Consider the following 22935-nt stretch of genomic DNA (forward strand, 5'->3'; position numbering starts at 1 on the left):
AAAAGAAAAATATATAGAGAAATAAAGAAAATGCGCCGGGAACTGTTAAGAAATTCCCGGTGCATTTTTATCGAATGACGGATACATCTGTTCAGGACAGAGTTACGCAGCAAATGTGGATATTTTTATCCGCATTACCACAAATCTTATTTCCGATACACGAACGCCGGCAGTCCGTCCTCGCCAACCGGAACATTTACAGTTCCCTGGATCAGAGGGCGGGCATAGCGGATAAAGTCTTCGGTGACATCGGAGCCGTCTTCTGTGATCCATTCTACAGGGACAGTCTTTTCTTCGTTGCAGATAACGTTGACATCCTCCAGTGTGCATTTCATGGAGTATGGAGAATCACTCTGACGTTTAAATGCGATCATCTTTCCGGTTTCGCCGTTCAGGGCGGCCTGTACACCAAATTCACCGGCGAGAATTGCTTCCTGCTGGTCTGTCTCAGAGAGCATGGAGACAGAGCAGCGCTGGCTTACATTGAGCTCTACGGAGCGGGCTTTGACACCAAGACGGCTGCGTACAAGATTCTCAAGATATTTACCGCAGCCAGCAAGCATCTTGTGACCGAAGGCGTCGGTTCCGGCAGCGCTGTCGTATTCGCAGATGAATGTGCCGTCTTTATCGTGGATTCCCTCAGATACACAGACTACGACGTTGCAGTTTTTCTCAAAGGCAGCATTAACTTTCAGGAGAAATTCTTCTACATCGAAATCGGTTTCCGGAAGATAAATGAGAAGCGGATTGTCTCCGACGTATTTCCGGGCAAGGGCAGCAGCTCCGGTGAGCCAGCCTGCGTGACGTCCCATGATCTCGATGATAGTGACGGATTTTTTCTCGTAGACACAGGCGTCCAGGGTGATCTCACGGACGGTGGAGGCTACGTAGCGGGCAGCACTTCCGAATCCGGGAGTATGGTCGGTGTTTACAAGGTCGTTATCAATGGTCTTCGGCTCACCGAGGATACGGATGTCACTGCCAATCTTTTCGGCATAGCGGGAAAGCTTGCTGACGGTATCCATGGAATCATTGCCGCCGATATAAAAGAACCAGCCGATGTTCATCTCCTCGAATTTCTGAAAAAGCTTCGGATAAACCGGATCCTCCAGGGATTCCGGAAGCTTGTAACGGCAGGAACCGAGATAGGCGCCGGGTGTCCAGGTAAGAGCGAGAAGCTGCTCTCCCGGAAGTGCTTCCTGGAAATCAAGGACTGTTCCGTTTAAAAATCCCTCAATGCCGTTGACCATACCATAAACATGGTCGATCTCCTCTGTATGTTTAAGTGCTTCAGATACCACACCGTAAAGACTGCTGTTGATAGCTGCGGTTGGTCCGCCGGATTGTCCTGCGATAAGGTTCTTTTTTGACATTTTGATACCTCCTGGGTGTTGTTTTTTATATTGTAACAGAAATAGGAGAAGATAACATCTAAAAAAATCACCTTTTTTATAAAAAAATTACTCTAGCAAATGGTTATATCATAGTAATATAATAGTATAAACAGAGAAAAGAGGTGAAAAAACGATGACAGTAAGAAAAGTACAGTTTGAGAGCATGGATGAAGTGAACCGTTTTCTTGATGTGACGGAGCATTTTCCGTTTGCAGTGGATCTGAAAAGGGGAAGCAGAACAGTAAATGGCAAATCCATTCTTGGAGTTGCATCCATTGGCCTTGGAAGAGAGATGGACTTTTGTGCACATGTGCCGGAGCTTGCGCCGGAGATCACATCCAGTCTTGGTTTTTGCATGAGGTAGGTTTAAGAGGAGAAAAAATAAATAATGGTTGATCGATGGTGAATGAGGATATCGTAAGGTCGCAGAGGCGATGCTCGGTATCCTCATTTTTGATATATGACAAATACAACTATTTAGAAAAAAATCTAAATAGTTATTGACTGGAAAAGCCGAAAATGATATATTCTATTTAGAAATATTTCTAAATACCATCCGAAAGGAGGAAGCCATACACGATGGCGTTTGCAGAAACCTTCAAGGCACTTTCGGATCCTGTGCGGAGAGAAATCCTGCAGCTTCTGAAAAACGGGAAAATGTCAGCCGGTGAGATCGGAGGACATTTTGACATGACAGGTGCAACCATATCCTATCATCTGAAAATTTTGAAGAAAGCAGATCTTGTGTGGGAAACGAAGGTAAAGAATTTCGTGTATTACGAACTGAATACCACAGTTGTAGAGGAGCTGCTTCTGTGGCTCAGTGATCTGAAAGGGGGAAAGAATGATGAAAGGTGAAGAAAGAAAAGAGTTTCTGAAGGAATATAAAATGTCCCTGATCTTCGGGAGTATCCTTACGATCTCACCGTCACTGGCAGGGATCCTGCTGTGGGACCGTCTGCCGGAGAAGATCGCAACACATTTTGATCAGCACAATGTGGCCAACGGCTGGAGCAGCAAGCCGTTGGCAGTTTTTGGAATTCCGTTTCTGCTTTTGCTGATCCATCTGTTTTGCGTGTTTTTTACAGCCAATGATCCAAAGAGAAAAAATATCAACAGGCGTATTTTTACCATGATTCTGTGGCTGGTTCCGGTGGTGTCTGTGATCACCTGCATGACGATCTACGGACTTGCTCTGGGAATGGAACTTGATATAGGTGTGATCGTGAATATCATGGTAGGTATCATGTTTATCATTCTCGGAAATTACGTTCATAAGGTGAAACAGAATTATACAGTGGGAATGAAGCTTCCCTGGACTTTGAACAGCGAGGAGAACTGGAACCGTACCAACCGTATGACAGGCTGGATACTGATCCTGTCAGGGCTGCTTTTTCTTATGAATTCGCTGCTCCTGAAAACGGAAATTGTTTTTGCGGTAATTTTGCTGGTCATCCTTGTGCCAATGATCTATTCATTTATTCTTTATAAAAAGGGAATCTGAGAAAAATCTTCAGACCGTCATTGTCGTAAAAAGGCAGTGGCGGCTTCTTTTTTACCAAAAAATAATGTTCAAACAAAACGGTACGTGATATGATAATGTCATACAAAAGCATTTTCTCGAACACTATAAACCGACAGCAGACAGGAGGGATCACTATGACAGAATTAAGCCGTTTTCAAAAAGATGTGGAAGTTGCTGCCAATGCTCTTGAAATGCGGGCAGAGAACGAGGATGCCAAAGAAGAGGCCATTCATCTTTACCGGAAATTCGGAAGTACCAAGCAGGAGCCGCTGCGGCTGGCAGTTGCCCTGCGGGGATATTTTCTGGAGGAAGGTGTGGAGGAAGAGGAACGCGCGCATTATGGAGCATATCTTAAGAAAAGGATCCGTCCGGCTGTGGAACGTCTGATCCTGGAAGATGACTGGGAAAAGATCGAGAAGCTTTATGAGAACGAATGGTTTGGGGAACAGGAACTGGAAGTGTTCCTGAAACTGGCCGAAGAGTGGAGGAGACCTGCGGCGCTGATGGGACTTCTCCATTTGAAAAAAGCAAATTATGGATTTAAAGAGAAAAAATTCGAGTTGTGATTTTTTTTCAGGAAATCAGGAAAGGAGGCATTCGGTGGACCGGAGGCAGGAAGAGCTTGGAATACATATCCTGGAAAATATAAGGAACGAGCTGTACTACTATTTTCCATATCTGGACGGTGCTTTTGCCTGTATTTCCGGGAAGGGCTCAGAGCAGACCGGAACCATTGGAACAGACGGAGCTTTCTTCCTTTTTTCCCCGGAATATCTGCTGGAGCTTTATGTAAAAAGGCCGGAGGCAGTACGAAGAGGTTATCTGCACATGCTGCTGCACTGCCTGTATCTGCATCTTTTTCGGGAAGATCAGGAGGACAGACGCTTATGGAACCTGGCCTGTGATATTGCAGTAGAACAGATCATTTCCAGGGAAAAGATTCCGATTCTGGAGACAGGCGGCGATGCGAAAAAAATCCGTGAAAAGGTTTTTCATATTCTGGGAGACAGGTCGGATTCCGCAGAAAAGATCTGCCGGAAGCTGAAGGAACAGGCTTTTCCGTTTCACCTGGAAGAACTGGAAGAAGCCTTTCATTTTGACGATCACACCTTGTGGGACATCTGCACAGGAGAAAAAGGAAAAAGAACAAAGGAAAAATGGAACAAGCTTCTTTCTTATACTGCCGCTAACCGTCAGGATCACCGGAAACGGCGGGGAAGCCAGAAAGGGGACCAGAAGGAAGAAACAGGAACGGTAAGATCCGGAAGGTACGATTACAAAAAATTTCTCCGTCAGTTTTCTGTGCTGCGGGAAGAGGTGGAACTGGATACGGAAAGCTTTGATTATATTTTTTATAATTACGGGATGGAGCATTATGGAAATCTTCCGCTGATCGAGCCACTGGAATATAAGGAAGTGAACCGTCTGGAGGAGCTGGTGATCGCCATTGATACTTCCGGCTCCTGTGATGGAGAGACTGTGCGGAGATTCCTTGGAGAAACGTATTCCATTCTCAGTGAAAAAGAGAATTTTTTCCATAAAATGAAGGTGTACCTGATCCAGTGTGACTGCTGTATCCAGGATGTTAAGGTGATCCATTCCGAGGAAGAATGGAAGGAATACAGCAAAAATATCACCATACAGGGCCGGGGCGGAACAGATTTCCGGCCGGTGTTCCGGTATGTGAAGGAGCAGCAGGAGAAAAAAGAAATCCGCAGTCTTAAGGCTCTGATCTATTTTACAGACGGGGACGGGATATATCCCGGAAGCAAACCGGATTATGAAACGGCCTTTGTATTTTTGCATAAAACAGAAAAAATGGAGCTTGTTCCGCCCTGGGCGATCCGGCTTGTGGCAGAGCAGGAAGGAGTGCGTTACAGAACATGAATATAAAAGAGGCAAAAGAAGAGATCAAACATACCTTACTGGCTTACAACCGGAAGGATGCAGCCGGGCGCTATACATTTCCCAGACTCCGGCAGCGTCCTATCCTGCTTATGGGACCTCCCGGAATCGGAAAAACAGCGATCATGGAGCAGGTGGCAGAGGAATGCGGGGTAGGTCTGGTATCCTATACTATCACCCACCATACAAGACAGAGTGCGGTAGGACTGCCAAGGATCGTGACCCGGTGCTACAACGGAAAAGAGATCAGCATCACAGAGTATACTTTAAGTGAGATCATTGCTTCTGTGTATGATTGTATGGAACGTACCGGGAAAAAGGAGGGAATCCTTTTTATTGATGAGATCAACTGTGTCTCCGAGACACTTGCACCCACTATGCTGCAGTTCCTTCAGAACAAGACCTTCGGAAGTCACAGCGTGCCGGAAGGATGGCTGATCGCGGCAGCAGGAAATCCTCCGGAATATAATAAATCGGTCCGGGAGTTTGATATTGTAACACTGGATCGTGTGCGGAGGATGGATATCGAGGCAGATCTTGATGTGTGGATGGAGTATGCCTGGAAAAAGGAGATCCACGGATCGATCCTGGCTTATCTCGGCATGAAAAAGGATCATTTTTATTCTGTGGAGAATACAGTGGACGGGAAATTCTTCGTGACAGCAAGAGGCTGGGAAGACCTGTCTGAGATCCTGAAGGCTTATGAGGAACTGGGCGTGGAGATCACGGAGAATCTGGTCGGGGAGTATTTATGCAGAGATGAGATCGCAAGAAGCTTTTTTGCCAGCTATCAGCTGTACCGGAAGTACGGAGAGGACTATGGACTGGAACGCCTGCTTTCCGGAGAGATGCCGGAGGAAGAGCAGCAGAAAAAGGTAAAAATGGCGAAGGATGCTTCCTTTGAGGAACGCTTCCTTGTGACAGGGCTTCTGCTTGACGGCCTGAACGGAAGTTTTCTGACCTATGAGAAGATGGATGGTGAGACAGGTGCTGTTTATCAGGAACTTCTGCATCTGAAAGCTTTTCTCCAGGATAAAAAGGACATGACGGCGCTGGATGAATTTACAGATATGAAGAAGAAAAGTCTGGCTGTCCGTCTGGAGGCGGAGCTTCTTACCGCAGATCAGCAGACTACGGAAGAGCTTGTGATCCGCATTCTGGAGGAATTCAGCCTTACTATCCGCAAGGAGCATATCACAGAAACAGAGGCTGGCTTTGAACGGATCCGGCAGCTTTTTACGGAAATGGCGGAGAAGAGAAAGGCCTGTGCGAAAAAGATCACCGGGGAGCTGGAACAGGCATTTGCATTTATGAAGGAATGCTTCGGGGACGGACAGGAAACGGTGCTTTTTGTTACCGGATTGACCCGGAACACCCATGCGGCGGCCTTTATCCGGGAGTATGGCTGTGATCCTTATTTTGCCTGCAGTGAGAAGCTTCTTTACCGGAAACAGGAGAAAAAGCTTCAGGAGGAATGTGCGTCACTATTAGAAATATGAATGATCCCTTAACGAATACTTATGACTGAAAGGGGCCTGACATCTTGACAGGAGGGCTTGTGAGGTGATACGGTAACGGTGTCGAAAACAAAAATCAAATAACCGAATGATGAGGTGTGAGAACATGCAGGAATTAAAACCAATCAAAGAAGGTAAAGTACGTGAGATCTATGACAATGGAGACAGTCTGATCATGGTTGCAACAGACCGTATCAGCTGCTTTGACGTAATTCTGAATAACGAAGTTACAAAGAAAGGTGCTGTACTGACCCAGATGTCCAAATTCTGGTTTGACATGACTGAGGACATTCTTCCGAACCACATGATCTCTGTAGATACCAAGGATATGCCGGAGTTTTTCCAGCAGGAGAAATTCGAAGGAAAATCCATGATGTGCCGTAAACTGAACATGCTGCCGATCGAGTGTATCGTACGTGGATACATCACAGGAAGTGGATGGGCAAGCTACAAGGAGAACGGCACTGTATGTGGCATCAAGCTTCCGGAGGGACTGAAGGAATCCGACAAGCTGCCTGAGCCGATCTACACACCATCTACCAAGGCTGAGATCGGTGATCACGATGAGAATATTTCCTTTGAGCAGAGTATCGATCATCTTGAGAAATACTTCCCGGGAAAAGGACGCGAGTATGCAGAAAAGCTTCGTGACAATACAATTGCTCTTTACAAAAAATGTGCAGAGTATGCACTCAGCAAGGGAATCATCATTGCAGATACAAAATTCGAGTTTGGTCTTGATGAGGACGGAAACATGGTCATCGGTGATGAGATGCTGACACCGGACAGCTCCCGTTTCTGGCCGGCAGAAGGCTATGAACCAGGACATGGTCAGCCATCCTTTGACAAACAGTTTGCACGTGACTGGCTGAAAGCCAATCCGGATAACGACTGGACACTTCCTCAGGAAATCGTTGACAAGACTATTGAAAAATATCTCCAGGCATACAAAATGCTTACAGGAAAAGAACTGGCCTGAAAATAACAGCAGTTCTGAAATAGAACATACCTTACAAGCCGCTTCGGACGCCCATTCCGAGGCGGCTTCTTTCTTTATAAAACAGGACAAAAACAAAACGGTTGCAAGAAAACGGAGGGATATTTATAATAAATACAGAAACCAGATGATCCTGACAGATTTAAAGGAGTGTGATTATGAGCAGGAAAAACAAGGTGAAAAAGAAAAAAACAGTGGGAGATCATATTCTGACGATCGTTCTGATCGTGGCAATCTGTATTTTCTGTTATGCAGCTTTTAACCTTTATCATATTTATACAGAATATAAAAAAGGAACCGATGAATATAACAGCATTTCCGAAATGGCAGTGACAGAACGTGATCCGGACCAGGTGGAAGAGATGAATCAGCCGGATGAACAGCCTGTAGCACCTGTGAGTGTTGATTTTGATTCTCTCAGGAGTATCAATGAGGATGTGATCGGCTGGATCTATATGGAGGCATTGCCTGAGATCAGTTATCCGGTGGTACAGGGAGAGGATAATAATTTTTATCTGCACCAGACATATGAGAAAAATTATAATTTTGCGGGAACGATCTTTATTGATTATGAGAACAAAAGGGATTTCAGCGATTGTAATACCCTGGTGTACGGACATAATATGAAGAATGGTTCCATGTTTGGAATGCTGAAAAAATACAGAGCTGATGAGACGCTTTACAATGCCAGCAAATATTTCTGGATCCTCACACCGGAAAAAGATTACCGGTATGAGATCATTGCAGCGTATACGACTTCTGTGAACAGCGATACGTATACCTTATTTAAGGGACCTGGCAAAGAGTTTCTGGAATATGAGAAAAAAATGTTCCAGAATTCGGAGATCAGAACAGATGCCACTGCAAGTGAAGCCAATGTGAAGGATAAGATCGTTACATTATCAACCTGTACCGGCAATCAGGCAACACGTTTTGTGGTACAGGGAAAAAGAGTGAATGCGGTGAACCCACAGTAGAGCTTTTGCGGATAAGTTTGGGAGGAAATGATATGGGAAATGAGATAGAAAAATTACAAAAGATCATTGATGAGAGCAGAAATATTGTATTTTTCGGCGGTGCAGGTGTTTCAACAGAAAGCGGGATCCCGGATTTTCGAAGCCAGGACGGACTGTATAACCAGAAATATGATTACCCGCCGGAAACAATCTTAAGCCATACATTTTTTATGCGAAAACCTGAGGAATTCTTTAAATTTTACAGAGATAAGATGCTTTGTGATACTGCAAAACCGAATGCAGCACATCTGAAGCTGGCGGAGATGGAGCAAACAGGAAAGCTGAAGGCTGTGATCACTCAGAATATCGATAATCTTCACCAGATGGCAGGAAGTAAAAAGGTCCTGGAGCTTCACGGAAGCGTTTACCGAAATCATTGTGTGAAATGCGGGAAATTCTATGATTTTAAATATATGAAGGAATCTGAAGGTGTTCCGCGGTGTAGCTGCGGTGGCATGATCAAGCCGGATGTGGTCCTTTATGAGGAAGGGCTGGATGACTATACGATCCAGGAATCAGTAAGAGTGATCTCAGAGGCGGAGGTGCTGATCATCGGGGGAACTTCTCTGGCAGTATATCCGGCAGCAGGCCTGATCGATTATTTCCGGGGAGATCATCTGGTAGTGATCAACAAGGCACCGACACCGAGGGATAAATATGCGGATCTTCTTATTAAAGAACCGATCGGGCAGGTGTTTTCTCAGATAAGAGTCTGAAAATATGGGAACCCGGGATGATCTGCAAAAATAAAAATGAGGAGTATCAAATGGGATTAAATTATGAAGTTGGAGATATTGTCACACTGAAGAAGGCACATCCCTGTGGCAGTAAAGAATGGGAGATCCTTCGCGTAGGAGCGGATTTCCGCCTGAAATGCAAGGGCTGCGGACATCAGATCATGGTGGCACGTAAGCTGGTTGAGAAAAATACACGAGATTTGAAAAAATTCGAAAAAAAATAAAATTATGCTTTACATCACGGGAGAGATGTGATAAAATCAACAATCGTGATATATTTCATATCCTTGCTCTTTGACAGGCAAAGGGCCAAAAGACCATAAGGAGGTTAAGACAAGCATGAACAAGTACGAGTTAGCATTAGTTGTGAGCGCTAAGCTTGAGGATGAAGCACGTGACGCTGTAGTTGAGAAAGCAAAAAGCTACATCACACGTTACAACGGCGTGATCACAGAAGTTGAAGAATGGGGTAAGAAGAAATTAGCTTACGAGATTCAGAAAATGCATGAAGGCTTCTACTATTTTATTCAGTTTGAAGCAGATTCTCAGTGCCCGGCGGAGATCGAGAGACATGTCCGCATCATGGACAATGTATTAAGATACCTGGTTGTCAAGAAAGAGGCATAATTTTTGCAGCGGATTTTCGAAAACACCATTAAGAACCTGTTCAGTTAAGTGAAATCATAAGAGAGGTAGAACGATGAACAAAGTAATATTAATGGGACGCTTGACAAGAGATCCTGAGGTAAGATATTCCGCAGGAGAAAATGCCCTGGCAATCGCCAGATATACACTGGCAGTTGATCGCAGATTCCGTCGTGACGGAGAGGCAAGTGCTGATTTTATCAGCTGTGTTTCTTTCGGACGTACAGCAGAATTTGCGGAAAAGTATTTCAGACAGGGACTGAAAATTGCAGTTACGGGACGTATCCAGACAGGAAGCTATACGAACCGTGAGGGACAGAAGGTTTATACGACTGAGGTTGTTGTTGAGGATCAGGAATTTGCTGAGAGCAAAGCATCAAGCGACAGCTATGCAGCATCTCATCCGAGAACAGAGGCAGCACCTGCACCGTCTATGCCGAGTCCGAGCGCAGCAAGCGCCGACGGCTTCATGAACATTCCGGACGGAATTGATGAGGAGCTGCCGTTCAATTAGAACATCTGATCAAGACAGATGAGACGAATAAGATAGGAGGAAACAATCATGGCTTACAATAGAGGCGAGAGACCAGATTCTCCGATGAAGAGAAGAGGCGGACGCAGAAGAAAAAAAGTTTGTGTATTCTGCGGTAAAGAGAATAACGAGATCGATTACAAGGATGTAGCAAAGTTAAGAAAGTATGTTTCCGAGAGAGGTAAAATTCTCCCGAGAAGAATTACAGGTAACTGTGCGAAACATCAGAGAGCACTGACAGTTGCTGTTAAGAGAGCACGTCATATGTCCCTGATGCCATACGTTCAGGACTAATTCTGATCTTATACAGGGTCGTTGCGAAACAGATGAGCAGTCATCTGAAGGCAGCGGCCTTGTTTTTTTATATGCAGGATTCTTTCTTATGAGCGAAACAGATTTTATCATTGCTATGGAATTATAATAAGGAATCTGGTATAATGTTAAATAACTTGTGGGTTAAATTACATTAAGAACAGGAAAAAGCAATGAACAACAAAGTTAAATTCAAGGGGCCTATGAAACACTTCATGCGCTGGCCGCTGTACCTTTCGGTCCTGGTTGTGCTGCTGGATCTGCTGGTGTTTATTGTAAGTGTAAAGGCCGGAATTCTGGTGTCTGCAGGTACTGTGATCTATATTTTTATTGCAGTACAGCTTTTTCGATATCACAAACCGCTGATCGTCAATGATATGATCGCATTTGCCAATCAGTATGATGTGGTAGAAAAGCGGATGCTGGAAGAACTGGCGCTTCCTTATGCCATTATGGATATGGAAGGCCGCATGATCTGGTCCAACCGTATTTTTTCGGAGATCACGGGGAGAGATCAGTTTTATAAAAAAAATATCAGCACAGTTTTCCCGGATATTACTCCGGACAAGCTTCCTGTAGCCGATGAACCGGAAATTTCCGAGATGAGTATACATTTCGGGGATCGGATCTATCGGGTTTCCATGCAGCGGGTGACTATGGGTGAAGTAGTCAGCCATGCGGATATTCTGGAGAATATGTCCCAGAATGTCAGTCTGATCGCCATGTATCTTTATGATGAAACAGAGCTTAAGGAATACATCCAGAAAAATGAGGATAACAAGCTTGTTGTAGCACTGGCTTATCTGGATAATTATGAAGAAGCACTGGAGAGCGTGGAGGATGTGAGAAGATCTCTGCTTATCGCACTGATCGACCGAAAGATCACCAAGTATTTTTCCAACTTTGACGGCCTTGTGAAGAAACTGGAGAAAGATAAATATCTTCTGATCATGCGCCAGAGTTCACTGGAAACACTAAAGGAACAGCGTTTTCATATCCTGGATGAGGTTAAGACGGTTAACATCGGAAATGAAATGGCTGTGACATTAAGTATCGGAATCGGTCTGAATGCTTCTACGTATATCCAGAATTATGAATATGCCAGAATTGCCATTGAGATGGCACTGGGCCGTGGCGGTGATCAGGTAGTGATCAAAAATGAAAATAATATTACCTACATTGGCGGCAAGGCACAGCAGATGGAGAAATCAACTCGAGTGAAGGCACGAGTGAAGGCTCAGGCTCTGAAGGAATTTATGAGCACCAAGGATCGAGTGGTGGTTATGGGACACAAGATCACAGATGTGGATGCTCTGGGAGCTGGGATCGGTATTTACCGTGCCGGTAAGACTCTTGGTAAGCCGGTGCATATTGTGATCAATGATCCGACCACATCCATTCGGCCGCTGATGAGTGGATTTATGGAGAATCCGGATTATGAGCCGTCCATGTTTGTGGACAGTAATCAGGCCAAAGAACTGGTGGATAACAATACGGTAGTAATTGTGGTGGATACCAACAAGCCAAGCTATACCGAATGCCAGGATCTTCTCTATATGACAAAGACCATTGTGGTATTGGATCATCACCGCCGTGGCAGCGAGGTGATCCAGAATGCAGTTCTGTCCTATGTGGAGCCATATGCATCCTCAAGCTGCGAGATGATCGCAGAGATCCTGCAGTATTTTGCAGACGGGCTGAAGCTTCGAAGTATTGAGGCGGACTGTATTTATGCGGGTATCATGATCGATACCAACAACTTTACAACAAGAGCGGGTGTGCGTACCTTTGAGGCAGCAGCATTCCTGCGCAGATGCGGAGCAGATGTGACACGTGTACGTAAGATGCTCCGGGATAATATTGATTCCTATAAGGCGAGAGCGGAGGCAGTTCGTACTGCGGAGATCTACAGAGATTATTTTGCCATTGCAAGATGTCCGAGTGAAGGTCTGGAAAGTCCTACCGTTGTAGGAGCACAGGCGGCCAATGAGCTGCTCAATATCGCAGGAGTCAAGGCATCTTTTGTTCTTACCAGCTATAATAATGAGGTTTACATCAGTGCCAGAGCCATTGATGAAGTGAATGTACAGGTCATGATGGAACGGATGGGCGGCGGCGGACATCTGAATATTGCCGGTGCACAGGTGAAAGACACCATGGATGAGACCGAAAGAATGCTGAAAGAAATTATAGACCAGTTATATCAGGAAGGGGACAAATAGAAATGAAAGTAATTCTTCTGGAAGATGTTAAATCCCTGGGTAAAAAGGGACAGATCGTAAATGTAAGTGACGGATATGCAAGAAACATGATCCTGCCAAAAAAGCTTGGTGTTGAAGCTACATCCAAGAATCTCAATGACCTGAAACTCCGTAAGGCAAATGAAGAAAAGGTTGCACAGGAAAACCTGGACGCTGCCAAGGCATTTGCAGAGGAGCTTTCCACAAAGGAGGTTATCCTTACTCTGAAGGTAGGTGAAGGCGGAAGAACATTCGGTTCTGTATCCTCAAAAGAAATCTCAGAGGCAGCCAAAAAACAGCTGAATCTTGATATCGATAAGAAAAAGCTCCAGCTGGAGAATCCGATCCGTAACCTGGGTGTTACCAATGTTCCGGTACGACTTCATCCGAAGGTAACCGGAAGTCTCAAAGTCTGGGTAAAAGAGGCGTAATCAATGGAAGAAGCACTGATCAAGAGGATTCTGCCTCACAGTATTGAGGCAGAGCAGTCAGTGATCGGATCCATGATCCTGGATCGTGATGCGATCCTGGTGGCTTCCGAGATCCTGACCAGTGATGATTTTTATCAAAAACAATACGGCATCATTTTTGATGCTATGGTGGAGCTCTGTAATGAAGGACAGCCGGTAGATCTGATCACTCTGCAGAATCGTCTCAAGGAGAAAGAGCTTCCGCCGGACATCAGCAGTATGGAATATGTCCGTGATCTGATCGCAGCAGTTCCTACATCAGCCAATGTGAAATACTATGCCAATATCGTAAGCGAAAAGGCAGTTCTCCGTCGGCTGATACGGACTACGGAAGAAGTTGCCAATGCCTGTTATCTGGAAAAGGACAGTACGGAAACCATACTTGAGGAATCCGAGAAAAAGCTGTTTAATATTTTGCAGAGAACAAATGGCAGCGATTATGTGCCAATCCAGCAGGTTGTGTTGAATGCAGTCAGCAATATTGAGAAGGCTTCCAAGCTGAAGGGCTCCGTTACCGGGATCCCGACCGGATTTGTGGATCTGGATTATAAGACTTCCGGTATGCACGCGTCCGATCTTGTACTGATCGCAGCTCGACCTTCCATGGGAAAAACTGCCTTTGTATTGAATATTGCCCAGTATATGGCGTTTCGTAAAGATGTGACCGTGGCTATTTTCAGTCTGGAGATGTCCAAGGAGCAGCTGGTAAATCGTCTTCTTGCTATGGAATCTCACGTGGATTCCCAGAATCTCCGTACCGGAAATCTGAAAGATGAGGACTGGACGAAGCTGGTAGAAGGAGCGGATATTATCGGTGGCTCCAATCTTATTATTGATGATACACCTGGAATCTCCATTGCGGAGCTTCGTTCCAAATGCAGAAAATATAAGCTTGAGCATAATCTAGGGATCATCATGATCGATTATCTTCAGCTGATGAGCGGAAGTGGAAAATCGGATTCCAGACAGCAGGAAATTTCAGATATTTCACGATCGCTGAAAGCGTTGGCAAGAGAGATCGATGTACCGGTAATTGCGTTATCACAGCTTAGCCGTGCAGTGGAACAGAGACCGGATCACAGGCCGATGCTTTCGGATCTTCGAGAGTCCGGAGCTATTGAACAGGATGCGGATGTGGTCATGTTTATCTATCGAGATGATTATTATCACAAAGATACCGAGAAGAAAGACATTGCGGAAATTATCATAGCCAAGCAGAGAAACGGTCCGATCGGAACTGTGGAGCTGGTATGGTTGCCGAGATATACCCAGTTTGTAAATATGAAAAAATAGAGCCGTGCAGACGGTAAATGAAAGGCTGTCAGGATGAAAGCTTATAGTTATCCTGATGGCCTTTTGTATTTTTGTCTGTGTGATCGTGGAGTTCGGGATGCTATGGATATAGGCAAAGAGTCATATTTGGTAAAATTATGTCAACCGATTATTCTTGCTATTTCTTGATCTCAGGGGTTATACTGTAGACAGCAGCAGTGAATCTCTATATAAGGGGGCGTTCACAATGGAAAAAAGATATACAGTCAGACAGGCCGTAACACTGACCGGAGTGAAATCTTATGTCCTGCGTTACTGGGAGGAAGAACTGGAGCTTCGGATCGGACGCAATGAACTGGGACATCGCTATTATACACCGTTTGATATCCAGCTTTTTCTTAAAATAAATGAGCTGAAAAGTAAAGGACTTCAGTTGAAAGCAATCCGTACACTGATCCCACCGGAGGCAAGAAAGGCAGATACACCGGATTTTTCAGAATCTGGTATCAGGATCCTGGATGGAGAAGCTGTTGAGCTTGAAGATATCCCAATGAAAAAAACGGGATCTGAAAAGGAGTTCATGGAAAAAACGGAATCCGGGAATACAGAGAAGTGCGGAGCAGATAACGATAAGATACTGGAGTTTCAGGAAATCATGGAACGCCTGATCCGTGAGGAAATGCAGAGAAAGAAAGAAGGAGAGTACCGGTGTCGTTCTCTGGATGAAGCGATCCGCAGGCAGCAGCAGGCAAGAAGAGAAGCGGCAGCTTCCTGTGAGGGAAAAAAGAATAAAAAAAACAGAAAAGGCTGCCGGTAAACCGGCAGCCTCATTCATTATAGCAGCTTATCAAGCTAATGATGCATTACTCAGCAGAGATAGCACCAACTGGACAGGCCTCAGCGCATGTTCCGCAGTCAACACAAGCGTCTGCGTCGATTACATAATGCTCGTCTCCCTGAGAAATAGCCTCGTTCGGGCACTCACCCTCACATGTTCCACAGCTAACGCACTCGTCAGAAATTACATATGCCATAATTGATATCCTCCTTTTAAATTGTGTATTGTATGTATCCCCTACCAGGGATTCTATTCCCATTCTAATATATCTGCATAAAGAATACAAGTATAAATTTATAAACAAAACTGAAAATTCGTAACCCGTTGATTCCATTCCGGATTCGTATTATAATAGCAGAACGGAATGAAATATTTCGATAAAACAGTAAAGGAGAATACAATCATGGCAAAAGTTACAAAGAGCATGCTGATCGGAGAACTGCTCACTGTAGACCCGAATATCGCACCGATCCTGATGAGAGCAGGAATGCATTGTCTTGGCTGCCCGTCTTCACAGATGGAATCTCTGGAAGAAGCAGCAATGGTCCATGGCCTGGACGCAGATGTCCTCGTAGCTCAGATCAATGATTTTCTTGGTGAGTAATAAACAGAAGCTTTTTTGCTGAAACAAAAGGACCGCTGTCGGGAAATGCAGATCATATGGATCGCATTCCGACAGCGGTTTGTTTGTCTGTAGGATATTTGGTTTGTCAGATATTCAGAAGCTTCTGAAGTGCATGATCAGCGATCAGTGCACAGTGCTCTCTGAGGTAGGCTTCACCGGCTGGTGTGAATGCGCGGCCGATGCCATACTCGGAAAGGATATTGCAGACCTTGTTAAATTCTTCAGGTGTACAGTCTGACTGATGAAGTACCAGCTGATAGACACCGTCTTCTCCTTCACGATAGAGAGTATTATCACCGGTAAAGAAACCATTCATACCATGAGATGCGGCAATAACATCATCCAGCCCCGGGAAAGAGTACAGGCGTATAAGCTTTACAGAACTCTCAGCCGGCTGCTGTGATGCATCCGGAGTTTCTGTTGCCTGAGGGGCGGAAGTTTCCGCCCTTTTTTCTTCCGGTTTCTGTGAAAGATCCTTAAGCTTGGATTCACAGAGCTTCTGGAAGATATCGATGATATTGTCAGCGCCATCGATCTCTACGGTATCGGAAGGTTTGTTGCCCTTGAAGGGTGCAAATTTGGAAAAACGTGTATCCAGTTCTTCAGGATCTTCCACTTTAGTGATAATGAGGATAATACTTTCGGCATTGACAGGAATAGCCTCAATCATCAGAGGAATATTATCTGCTTCAAAACCAAATTGTATCTGTGCCTGCTGCATCATATCACGAAAGAGACGTTTGGCTTTTTCGGTACCGTATGCAAGTTCGCTGATACGGATCTGATGACTGTCCAGATCTTCTTTCGTCAGGGTACAGCGGATCTGATTTTCATTGATTTTTTCTATTTTCATATGATCACATCCTATAGGTAAATAAATTTAATCTTTTACATACTGTATTATATAACAGTTATACACAAGATGTAAAGATGTAGAAACCGGAGAAAAAAGAAAATTTCTGATTCTTTTATAAAAGACTTGCATCTGAAGGGAAATCAGGTATAATGAAAAGCAGAAAAGCTGTCTCCTCCCGGAAGCAAGAAGACAGTAACGATAACTTAAAGTCATATTTTTCTGAAGATAAGGATTCTGTGTGAAATTCATCGGCGAGTCTGTCGGTACACAGAGAAATTTTCCCCCATTTTATTATTTATATTTTATTACAAGTATCATCCTAACAGGGAAGTTGCAGCTTTTCGAGAACCATTGCTGGTGTTTTCTGAAAATCTAACCAGGAAAGGAGGTCGGGATACGCCAAATATATCACAGGAAAAAAAGAAATCCGCAAAACCCCTTCGAAGGGAGCTGGAGCTTTATCGTGAGAACGGAGTTTCTCTTTATCTCGATGGAGCACCAAGCACTCCGAAAAAAATCGCAAAAGCCTGTCAGATTGCGGAAAACGGGGTCTATATGCGGGATTATACGGAAGATGAAGACGGCCATATCGCCTGTGTAAGCTTTGATCTTATTCGCAAAGAATGACCGTACATAAGAAAAAACGGTTCCCCGGATAACGATCATCCCCTGCACTCATGCATACCATACGGGGAACCGAAATTCTAAAGAAATTGTGAAAAATTATTAAAAGTCGATTTTTATAACGAAATGTAGACAAGATATGTTATAATGAAACAAATTATGACATTTTATACCGAAAGGAAAAAAACATGATAAAAAAACACATACCGGTCCTTGTGGTAGGTCTGCTGATCGTTCTGGTCGCTCTTGCCGGAGGGGCTGTTTACGGGATCAATAAGCTTATACCAAGCAGGAAACAGATGGATCTGACAGAATACTACGGCCAGAATGCAGACGGTGAGGCTGCGTTGATACTTGGAACTGAGAAACTGGAAGAGAAGGCACTTATCTTAGGAGAAGATGTATATCTTCCGCTGGATGTAGTGAACGGATATTTGAATCAGAGATATTACTGGGATAGCGAAAACAAGAAGATACTGTATGCAACACCATCCAGTCTCACGGAGGAACCGGCTTCAGATAAGGCAGACGGAAACGTGTGGCTGAAGGATGACACGGTTTATCTGAAACTGGATTATGTAAAAAAGTATACAGATATCGATTCTTATATAGAGCAGGATCCTGCAAGGGTTGCGATACAGTACAAATTTACCAATGTGGAGACCGTGACCACGAAGAAAGATACCGTGATCCGTTACCGGGGCGGGATCAAGGCGCCGATCCTTTCCAAACTGGCGAAGAATACAGTTCTCCGGCTGATGAATGAAGGAGAGGACTGGGATCAGGTGGCAACCGATGACGGTTACATCGGTTATATTCAGAAGAAAAAAGTAAGTGCTGTGGATACAACGGATTATGAAAGGGATTTTAAAACAGAGTCCTATACATATCTTACCATGGATGAGCCGGTGAACCTGGCATGGCACCAGGTTACCAGCACAGATGCAAACAGCTATTTCGCAGATGCGGTACAGAATATGACAGGCGTGAATGTGATCTCTCCAACCTGGTTTTCTGTAACAGATAACTCCGGAAATATTTCAAGTCTTGCATCTGGGGAGTATGTGATGCAGGCACATGAAAAAGGACTGAAGGTATGGGGACTGGTGGATAATTTTAATGAGAACATGAGTACCACAGAAGTTCTTTCAAAAACCAGTTCAAGGCAGAATCTGGAGAATCAGCTGATCACTTATGCACTGAAAGCAGGACTGGATGGAATCAATGTTGATTTTGAATCTTTGAGCGAAGGAGTAGGAATCCATTTCCTTCAGTTTTTAAGAGAGCTTTCTATCCAGTGTCACGCCAATAATTTGGTACTGTCTGTAGATAATCCGGTTCCGGAAGATTTTACCAGTCATTATGACCGTGCGGAGCAGGGCAAGGTTGTGGATTATGTGATCATTATGGGCTATGATGAGCATTACGTAGGCTCCGATGCCGGTTCTGTGGCATCTCTGCCATGGGTAGAACAGGGGGTTAAGGATACGCTTTCAGAAGTAGCGGCTCAACGGACGATCCTTGCGATTCCGTTCTACACAAGGCTCTGGAAGACTACAGATGGCGGTGCACTGACAAGTGAGGCCATCGGTATGGATCAGGCACAGCAGACGATCAGTGATAACGGAGCAGAAACATACTGGGACAAGAAGACAAGTCAGAATTATGGAACCTATGAAGGAGACGGTGCCACATACCAGATCTGGCTGGAGGACTCTAAGTCTATTGCGGAAAAGGTTAAACTGATCAAAAAATACAAACTGGCAGGTGTGGCAGAGTGGAAGCTTGGATTCGAGAACAGCGGGATCTGGAGCGTGATCACAGAAAACCTGTCATAAACAGAAGAAAACATTGTGATCTTCACAATGCTAAAAACACTCCCGGCAACATATATTAAAATAAATATGCCGGGGGTGTTTTGTGTTGAAAAAACATTTCATAGAATTGGCAATGGCAGTTCTTATGCTGGTCTGTTTTTATATTCTGTCATGGGAAGCGGCAGAAACTGCAGGCAGACTTATAGATGTATCTGGAAATATAAAAGCAGATCAGGTGATCCTGGTGGATGCCGGTCATGGCGGTGTGGATTCCGGAATGGTGGGAATCGGTGGACTGAAGGAAAAAGGAATCAATCTGGATATTGCCCTGAAGCTAAAAACGATCCTGGAAAAAAAAGGCCTTGCCGTAGTAATGACCCGGGAAGAAGATAAAGGTCTTTATGAAAATGGTACAAAAAATATGAAAGCACAGGATCTGCAGAATCGTATTGAACAGATCCGGAAATATGAACCGGTGCTTTCTGTGAGTATCCACCAGAACAGCTACAGTGATCCCGGAGTAAAAGGCCCGCAGGTATTTTATTATGAGGATTCAGAAGGCGGAAAAGAACTGGCACTTGCGATCCAGGAAAACATGAACCGGAAGCTTTCCATTGCACGGCCGCGGGTGGCAAAAGGAAACAGAACCTATTATCTTCTGAAGAGAAGTCCGGGTGTGATCAATATCGTAGAATGTGGATTTCTTACAAATCCGGAGGAAGCCGCCCTGCTTCAGACAGAGAAGTATCAGAGAAGGGTAGCAGAGGCTGTGGCTGATGGAATCGTTACATATCTGAAAAAACAGAAGGAAAACGAAAATAATTGAAAAAAATGTGAATAGCCTTTTCATAGGAAGGTGATTCTGCTATACTTTACGTGAATTAAGGAGAATCCTATGCTTGGAATCATTTATCTTATATTATGTATGTTAACAGGAATGGAAATGGCAGGATGTCTGTTTCCGCGTCAAACAACTGAAAGAGGAAACAGGATATGGGTGGTCCTGCCGGCAGCGTTTGGGATGGGAATCCTGATGCTGACCTGGGCAGTCTATATTCTTTCCTGGATGTTCAGCATATGCGCGGGGGCAGAGCATCCTCTTTTTTATGGAAATCTGATCGTATTTCTGGTAGATATCCTGCTGCTTTCGGGAATCTTCCGGTGGAAAAAGAAAAAACAGCAAAAAATGTTTGTGATATCCGAACGGATGATCAGCAGAAAATGGATCCTGAAAAAAGAGCTTCTGCTTTTTGGCATTTTGACGGTTTTTGTGACTTGGATGATGTTTTACGTTTTTCATATGAAAGACGGCATTCTGTACTCCGGCTTTTCGGTATACGGAGATTATGCACCCCACACGGCAATGATGCGATCTTTTTCACGGGGAAATAATTTTCCTACCCAGTATCCGCATTATGGCGGGCAGGATGTGAAATATCATTTTATGTTCCAGTTCCTTGTGGGAAATCTGGAGTATCTGGGCCTTCGTCTTGATCTGGGATATAATCTGGTAAGCATCCTGTCTTTGGCGGGATTTCTTATGGTGCTTTACGGGATCAGCTACCGGATGTTCAAAAGCTTCTGGGCAGGGGTAGCTGCCATTGTTTTCTTTTTTTTCCGCAGCGGAACAGCGTTCTGGCGTTATCTGTGGGAACATCTTCAGGCGGGGGACCTTGTACGGACTCTGGAAGAAAATACGGCGTTTATCGGTTATACTACCAATGAAAACTGGGGATTATGGAATTTCAATGTATATCTGAACCAGCGTCATCTGGCTTTCGGCCTTCTGATGGCAGCTGTAGCGGTATGGACCTTTATGGATTGGGTGGAAGCCGGATGTAGTCACAAGGAGCAGGGATTTTTGTGGGTCCGTAACCGTTTTTTTACAAAAAAAGCCTGGATCTGCAGAAATGTGGATACGGCGATCCTTCTGGGACTGTTTCTGGGATTAACTGCCTTCTGGAACGGAGCTGCGCTGATCGGCGGACTTCTGATCCTTGCCGGATTGGCAGTGTTTTCTGACGGTAAGCTAGATTATGTGATCTGTGCCGGATTGGCGGTGCTTTTTTCGGAACTGCAGTCGAAGATCTTTGTGTCGGGAAGTGTTATGAGTCCATCCTTTTATTGGGGCTTTCTGGCAGACAATAAAAGCATTTCCGGTGTACTCTGGTATCTGGTGGAGATCAGTGGATTTTTCTTTGTGGGAATGATCGTGGCAGCAGTATTTCTGAAGAGAGGTCAGCGGGCAGTGCTGATGGGCTGTTTGCTTCCAATGGCATTTGCATTTCTGGTATCTCTGACTCCGGACATCAATGTCAATCATAAATATGTGATGATTTCCTATGCCTTTGTGACAGTTTTCTGGGGATGGATCGTAAGATGTGTTTTCCTTGCAGGGAAAAACAGCTGGAAGAAATGGGCCGGTCGCGCAGCGGCAGCGGTCCTTTGTATCTGTCTTAGTGCAACGGGGATCTATGATTACGTGATCATCTTAAGAGACAACGATTCCGCACACAGGATGACTGTAAATATGGAAAGCAGCCTGACGGACTGGCTCAGTGCAAATCTTAAGAAAAATGATCTTCTGCTGACACCGGAATATACCATGAACGAGGTCACTATGTCCGGTGCCATGCTGTATTGCGGATGGCCTTATTATGCATGGTCTGCAGGGTACGATACGGGCTATCGTGCCGGCCAGGCAGTGCTCATATATACCACGGATGATCCGGAGCTACTGAAAGCTACCGTAAAACAGGAAAAGATCACATATATCCTGTTTGAGGAGGATATGGAATTTGAACAGCAGGAATGTCGTGAGGATATCATCAGGGAGACATATCCACTGGTGTATACCTCAGAGGATGGGAGAATAAGAATCTATGAAACATGACAGCGTATATATCATTATGCCGGCATATAATGAAGAAAAAAATATCGGGACCGTGATCGAGCAATGGTATCCGGTAGTGGAGAGGATCGGCGGGGACAGCCGCCTGGTGATCCTGAATGATGGCAGCAAAGATGCGACCTACCAAAAAATACAGAATTATCAGAAAAATCATGACCGTCTTATCGGAATCGATAAACCGAATGAAGGACATGGAGGAACAATACTCAGGGGATATCGTTACGCAGTAGAAAAAGGTGCCGATTATATTTTTCAGACGGATTCAGACGGCCAGACACTTCCGGAGGAATTCTGGCAGTTCTGGGAAAAACGTCAAAAGTGCGGGCTTCTTATCGGTTACCGGCAGAAGAGAGAGGATGGGCTTTCCAGGATTTTTGTGACAAGAATACTGCGGCTTGTGCTTTTCCTTATTTTTGGAACCTGGGTAAAAGATGCAAATACGCCATATCGGCTGATGGAGGGAAAACAGCTCGCCAAAGTACTGAAGCGTATCCCAGGCGGATTTTTCCTTTCCAATGTGCTGATGACCGTGATCTATGAAAAACATCATCTTTATGTGGAATATATCCCCATCACATTCCGACCGAGACAGGCCGGAAAAAACTCTATCAACATGAAACGGATCATAAAGATCGGAAGACAGGCATTTGCGGACTTTATCCGTCTGCGGGGCAGGATCTGATACAGGAGGAACAGAAAAAA

General features: G+C 44.7%; 26 protein-coding genes. 23 read left to right on the plus strand and 3 right to left on the minus strand.

The features are described from left to right. Positions 1–146 precede the first annotated feature (146 nt). On the minus strand, positions 147–1373 hold the full coding sequence (locus tag LKD46_RS04365; protein ID WP_227573865.1) for a 6-phosphofructokinase: 1227 nt from the start codon (positions 1371–1373) through the stop codon (positions 147–149). 154 nt (positions 1374–1527) lie between these two features. Here LKD46_RS04365 and LKD46_RS04370 point away from each other — a divergent pair, with 154 nt between their 5' ends. From LKD46_RS04370 to LKD46_RS04450, 17 genes are all read left to right on the plus strand, one after another. Then, complete coding sequence (locus tag LKD46_RS04370; protein WP_110103223.1) at positions 1528–1758, plus strand: HPr family phosphocarrier protein; 231 nt, start codon at positions 1528–1530, stop codon at positions 1756–1758. Between the two features lie 215 nt (positions 1759–1973). Continuing rightward, positions 1974–2252 carry an autorepressor SdpR family transcription factor gene (locus LKD46_RS04375; protein WP_015527197.1) on the plus strand — a complete coding sequence of 93 codons (279 nt, stop codon included), beginning with the start codon at positions 1974–1976 and terminating at the stop codon, positions 2250–2252. Beyond that, entirely contained in the window at positions 2239–2898 is a 660-nt protein-coding gene (locus LKD46_RS04380) for an SdpI family protein (protein ID WP_331465962.1), read from the plus strand. The genes LKD46_RS04375 and LKD46_RS04380 overlap by 14 nt, the downstream gene beginning before the upstream one ends. A gap of 155 nt (positions 2899–3053) precedes the next feature. Continuing rightward, on the plus strand, positions 3054–3485 hold the full coding sequence (locus LKD46_RS04385) for a hypothetical protein (RefSeq protein ID WP_118626141.1): 432 nt from the start codon (positions 3054–3056) through the stop codon (positions 3483–3485). Positions 3486–3519: 34 nt separating this feature from the next. Next, entirely contained in the window at positions 3520–4806 is a 1287-nt protein-coding gene (locus tag LKD46_RS04390) for a vWA domain-containing protein (RefSeq protein ID WP_227573866.1), read from the plus strand. Next, entirely contained in the window at positions 4803–6323 is a 1521-nt protein-coding gene (locus LKD46_RS04395) for an ATP-binding protein (protein WP_227573867.1), read from the plus strand. Before LKD46_RS04390 ends, LKD46_RS04395 begins: the two co-directional genes overlap by 4 nt. A 124-nt stretch (positions 6324–6447) precedes the next feature. Next, complete coding sequence (locus LKD46_RS04400) at positions 6448–7320, plus strand: phosphoribosylaminoimidazolesuccinocarboxamide synthase (RefSeq protein ID WP_015527192.1); 873 nt, start codon at positions 6448–6450, stop codon at positions 7318–7320. Between the two features lie 176 nt (positions 7321–7496). Continuing rightward, complete coding sequence (gene srtB, locus LKD46_RS04405; RefSeq protein WP_118514296.1) at positions 7497–8315, plus strand: class B sortase; 819 nt, start codon at positions 7497–7499, stop codon at positions 8313–8315. A gap of 32 nt (positions 8316–8347) precedes the next feature. After that, positions 8348–9070, plus strand: a complete 723-nt coding sequence (locus LKD46_RS04410; protein WP_118626151.1) for an NAD-dependent protein deacylase — start codon at positions 8348–8350, stop codon at positions 9068–9070. Between the two features lie 50 nt (positions 9071–9120). After that, on the plus strand, positions 9121–9315 hold the full coding sequence (locus tag LKD46_RS04415) for a DUF951 domain-containing protein (protein ID WP_227573868.1): 195 nt from the start codon (positions 9121–9123) through the stop codon (positions 9313–9315). A 115-nt stretch (positions 9316–9430) separates the two neighbouring features. After that, the gene (gene rpsF, locus LKD46_RS04420; protein ID WP_021977097.1) at positions 9431–9718 is read left to right on the plus strand and encodes a 30S ribosomal protein S6; all 288 of its coding nucleotides are present in this window, start codon (positions 9431–9433) and stop codon (positions 9716–9718) included. A gap of 73 nt (positions 9719–9791) precedes the next feature. Further along, positions 9792–10250 carry a single-stranded DNA-binding protein gene (locus LKD46_RS04425; RefSeq protein WP_118626153.1) on the plus strand — a complete coding sequence of 153 codons (459 nt, stop codon included), beginning with the start codon at positions 9792–9794 and terminating at the stop codon, positions 10248–10250. Between the two features lie 48 nt (positions 10251–10298). Next, the gene (rpsR, locus tag LKD46_RS04430; protein WP_021651398.1) at positions 10299–10562 is read left to right on the plus strand and encodes a 30S ribosomal protein S18; all 264 of its coding nucleotides are present in this window, start codon (positions 10299–10301) and stop codon (positions 10560–10562) included. A gap of 191 nt (positions 10563–10753) precedes the next feature. Next, positions 10754–12802: a DHH family phosphoesterase gene (locus LKD46_RS04435; RefSeq protein ID WP_227573869.1), complete on the plus strand. Its 2049-nt coding sequence runs from the start codon at positions 10754–10756 to the stop codon at positions 12800–12802. A gap of 2 nt (positions 12803–12804) precedes the next feature. Then, on the plus strand, positions 12805–13251 hold the full coding sequence (gene rplI / locus LKD46_RS04440; RefSeq protein ID WP_015527184.1) for a 50S ribosomal protein L9: 447 nt from the start codon (positions 12805–12807) through the stop codon (positions 13249–13251). A gap of 3 nt (positions 13252–13254) precedes the next feature. Continuing rightward, entirely contained in the window at positions 13255–14583 is a 1329-nt protein-coding gene (gene dnaB, locus LKD46_RS04445) for a replicative DNA helicase (RefSeq protein WP_015527183.1), read from the plus strand. A 226-nt stretch (positions 14584–14809) separates the two neighbouring features. Further along, positions 14810–15379 carry a MerR family transcriptional regulator gene (locus LKD46_RS04450; RefSeq protein ID WP_022426424.1) on the plus strand — a complete coding sequence of 190 codons (570 nt, stop codon included), beginning with the start codon at positions 14810–14812 and terminating at the stop codon, positions 15377–15379. Between the two features lie 46 nt (positions 15380–15425). On the opposite strand, the gene LKD46_RS04455 is transcribed toward LKD46_RS04450, so the two are convergent. Continuing rightward, positions 15426–15596 (minus strand): 4Fe-4S ferredoxin, encoded by a 171-nt coding sequence (locus tag LKD46_RS04455; RefSeq protein ID WP_015527180.1) that lies wholly within the window; start codon positions 15594–15596, stop codon positions 15426–15428. 207 nt (positions 15597–15803) lie between these two features. On the opposite strand from LKD46_RS04455, the gene LKD46_RS04460 reads away from it, so the two are divergent. Then, the gene (locus LKD46_RS04460) at positions 15804–16004 is read left to right on the plus strand and encodes a DUF1858 domain-containing protein (RefSeq protein ID WP_015527179.1); all 201 of its coding nucleotides are present in this window, start codon (positions 15804–15806) and stop codon (positions 16002–16004) included. A gap of 106 nt (positions 16005–16110) precedes the next feature. Here LKD46_RS04460 and LKD46_RS04465 read toward each other — a convergent pair whose 3' ends face one another. Beyond that, positions 16111–16878 (minus strand): adaptor protein MecA, encoded by a 768-nt coding sequence (locus tag LKD46_RS04465; protein WP_015527178.1) that lies wholly within the window; start codon positions 16876–16878, stop codon positions 16111–16113. Positions 16879–17238: 360 nt separating this feature from the next. Between LKD46_RS04465 and LKD46_RS04470 the strand changes: the two genes are divergently transcribed. From LKD46_RS04470 to LKD46_RS04490, 5 genes are all read left to right on the plus strand, one after another. Then, complete coding sequence (locus tag LKD46_RS04470) at positions 17239–17508, plus strand: hypothetical protein (RefSeq protein ID WP_227573883.1); 270 nt, start codon at positions 17239–17241, stop codon at positions 17506–17508. Positions 17509–17693: 185 nt separating this feature from the next. Continuing rightward, positions 17694–19343, plus strand: coding sequence for a glycosyl hydrolase family 18 protein (locus LKD46_RS04475; RefSeq protein WP_118608330.1), 1650 nt, complete (start codon positions 17694–17696; stop codon positions 19341–19343). A gap of 82 nt (positions 19344–19425) precedes the next feature. Beyond that, complete coding sequence (locus LKD46_RS04480; RefSeq protein ID WP_227573870.1) at positions 19426–20148, plus strand: N-acetylmuramoyl-L-alanine amidase; 723 nt, start codon at positions 19426–19428, stop codon at positions 20146–20148. Positions 20149–20217: 69 nt separating this feature from the next. Then, positions 20218–22215 carry a hypothetical protein gene (locus LKD46_RS04485; protein ID WP_227573871.1) on the plus strand — a complete coding sequence of 666 codons (1998 nt, stop codon included), beginning with the start codon at positions 20218–20220 and terminating at the stop codon, positions 22213–22215. After that, the gene (locus tag LKD46_RS04490) at positions 22205–22915 is read left to right on the plus strand and encodes a glycosyltransferase family 2 protein (protein ID WP_114002145.1); all 711 of its coding nucleotides are present in this window, start codon (positions 22205–22207) and stop codon (positions 22913–22915) included. Before LKD46_RS04485 ends, LKD46_RS04490 begins: the two co-directional genes overlap by 11 nt. The last annotated feature ends 20 nt before the right edge of the window (positions 22916–22935 follow it).

Source organism: Blautia fusiformis, assembly GCF_020686995.1.
Taxonomy (GTDB): domain Bacteria; phylum Bacillota; class Clostridia; order Lachnospirales; family Lachnospiraceae; genus Blautia_A; species Blautia_A fusiformis.

Bases quoted from the DNA above. Each gene is read 5' to 3' on its own strand.
- LKD46_RS04365 (WP_227573865.1), bottom strand. From the start codon at position 1,373: ATGTCAAAAAAGAACCTTATCGCAGGACAATCCGGCGGACCAACCGCA.
- LKD46_RS04455 (WP_015527180.1), bottom strand. From the start codon at position 15,596: ATGGCATATGTAATTTCTGACGAGTGCGTTAGCTGTGGAACATGTGAG.
- srtB (WP_118514296.1), top strand. From the start codon at position 7,497: ATGAGCAGGAAAAACAAGGTGAAAAAGAAAAAAACAGTGGGAGATCAT.
- LKD46_RS04465 (WP_015527178.1), bottom strand. From the start codon at position 16,878: ATGAAAATAGAAAAAATCAATGAAAATCAGATCCGCTGTACCCTGACG.
- LKD46_RS04450 (WP_022426424.1), top strand. From the start codon at position 14,810: ATGGAAAAAAGATATACAGTCAGACAGGCCGTAACACTGACCGGAGTG.
- LKD46_RS04400 (WP_015527192.1), top strand. From the start codon at position 6,448: ATGCAGGAATTAAAACCAATCAAAGAAGGTAAAGTACGTGAGATCTAT.
- LKD46_RS04490 (WP_114002145.1), top strand. From the start codon at position 22,205: ATGAAACATGACAGCGTATATATCATTATGCCGGCATATAATGAAGAA.
- rpsF (WP_021977097.1), top strand. From the start codon at position 9,431: ATGAACAAGTACGAGTTAGCATTAGTTGTGAGCGCTAAGCTTGAGGAT.
- rpsR (WP_021651398.1), top strand. From the start codon at position 10,299: ATGGCTTACAATAGAGGCGAGAGACCAGATTCTCCGATGAAGAGAAGA.
- LKD46_RS04395 (WP_227573867.1), top strand. From the start codon at position 4,803: ATGAATATAAAAGAGGCAAAAGAAGAGATCAAACATACCTTACTGGCT.
- LKD46_RS04375 (WP_015527197.1), top strand. From the start codon at position 1,974: ATGGCGTTTGCAGAAACCTTCAAGGCACTTTCGGATCCTGTGCGGAGA.
- dnaB (WP_015527183.1), top strand. From the start codon at position 13,255: ATGGAAGAAGCACTGATCAAGAGGATTCTGCCTCACAGTATTGAGGCA.
- LKD46_RS04415 (WP_227573868.1), top strand. From the start codon at position 9,121: ATGGGATTAAATTATGAAGTTGGAGATATTGTCACACTGAAGAAGGCA.
- rplI (WP_015527184.1), top strand. From the start codon at position 12,805: ATGAAAGTAATTCTTCTGGAAGATGTTAAATCCCTGGGTAAAAAGGGA.
- LKD46_RS04460 (WP_015527179.1), top strand. From the start codon at position 15,804: ATGGCAAAAGTTACAAAGAGCATGCTGATCGGAGAACTGCTCACTGTA.
- LKD46_RS04425 (WP_118626153.1), top strand. From the start codon at position 9,792: ATGAACAAAGTAATATTAATGGGACGCTTGACAAGAGATCCTGAGGTA.
- LKD46_RS04410 (WP_118626151.1), top strand. From the start codon at position 8,348: ATGGGAAATGAGATAGAAAAATTACAAAAGATCATTGATGAGAGCAGA.
- LKD46_RS04380 (WP_331465962.1), top strand. From the start codon at position 2,239: ATGATGAAAGGTGAAGAAAGAAAAGAGTTTCTGAAGGAATATAAAATG.
- LKD46_RS04485 (WP_227573871.1), top strand. From the start codon at position 20,218: ATGCTTGGAATCATTTATCTTATATTATGTATGTTAACAGGAATGGAA.
- LKD46_RS04385 (WP_118626141.1), top strand. From the start codon at position 3,054: ATGACAGAATTAAGCCGTTTTCAAAAAGATGTGGAAGTTGCTGCCAAT.
- LKD46_RS04435 (WP_227573869.1), top strand. From the start codon at position 10,754: ATGAACAACAAAGTTAAATTCAAGGGGCCTATGAAACACTTCATGCGC.
- LKD46_RS04475 (WP_118608330.1), top strand. From the start codon at position 17,694: ATGATAAAAAAACACATACCGGTCCTTGTGGTAGGTCTGCTGATCGTT.
- LKD46_RS04370 (WP_110103223.1), top strand. From the start codon at position 1,528: ATGACAGTAAGAAAAGTACAGTTTGAGAGCATGGATGAAGTGAACCGT.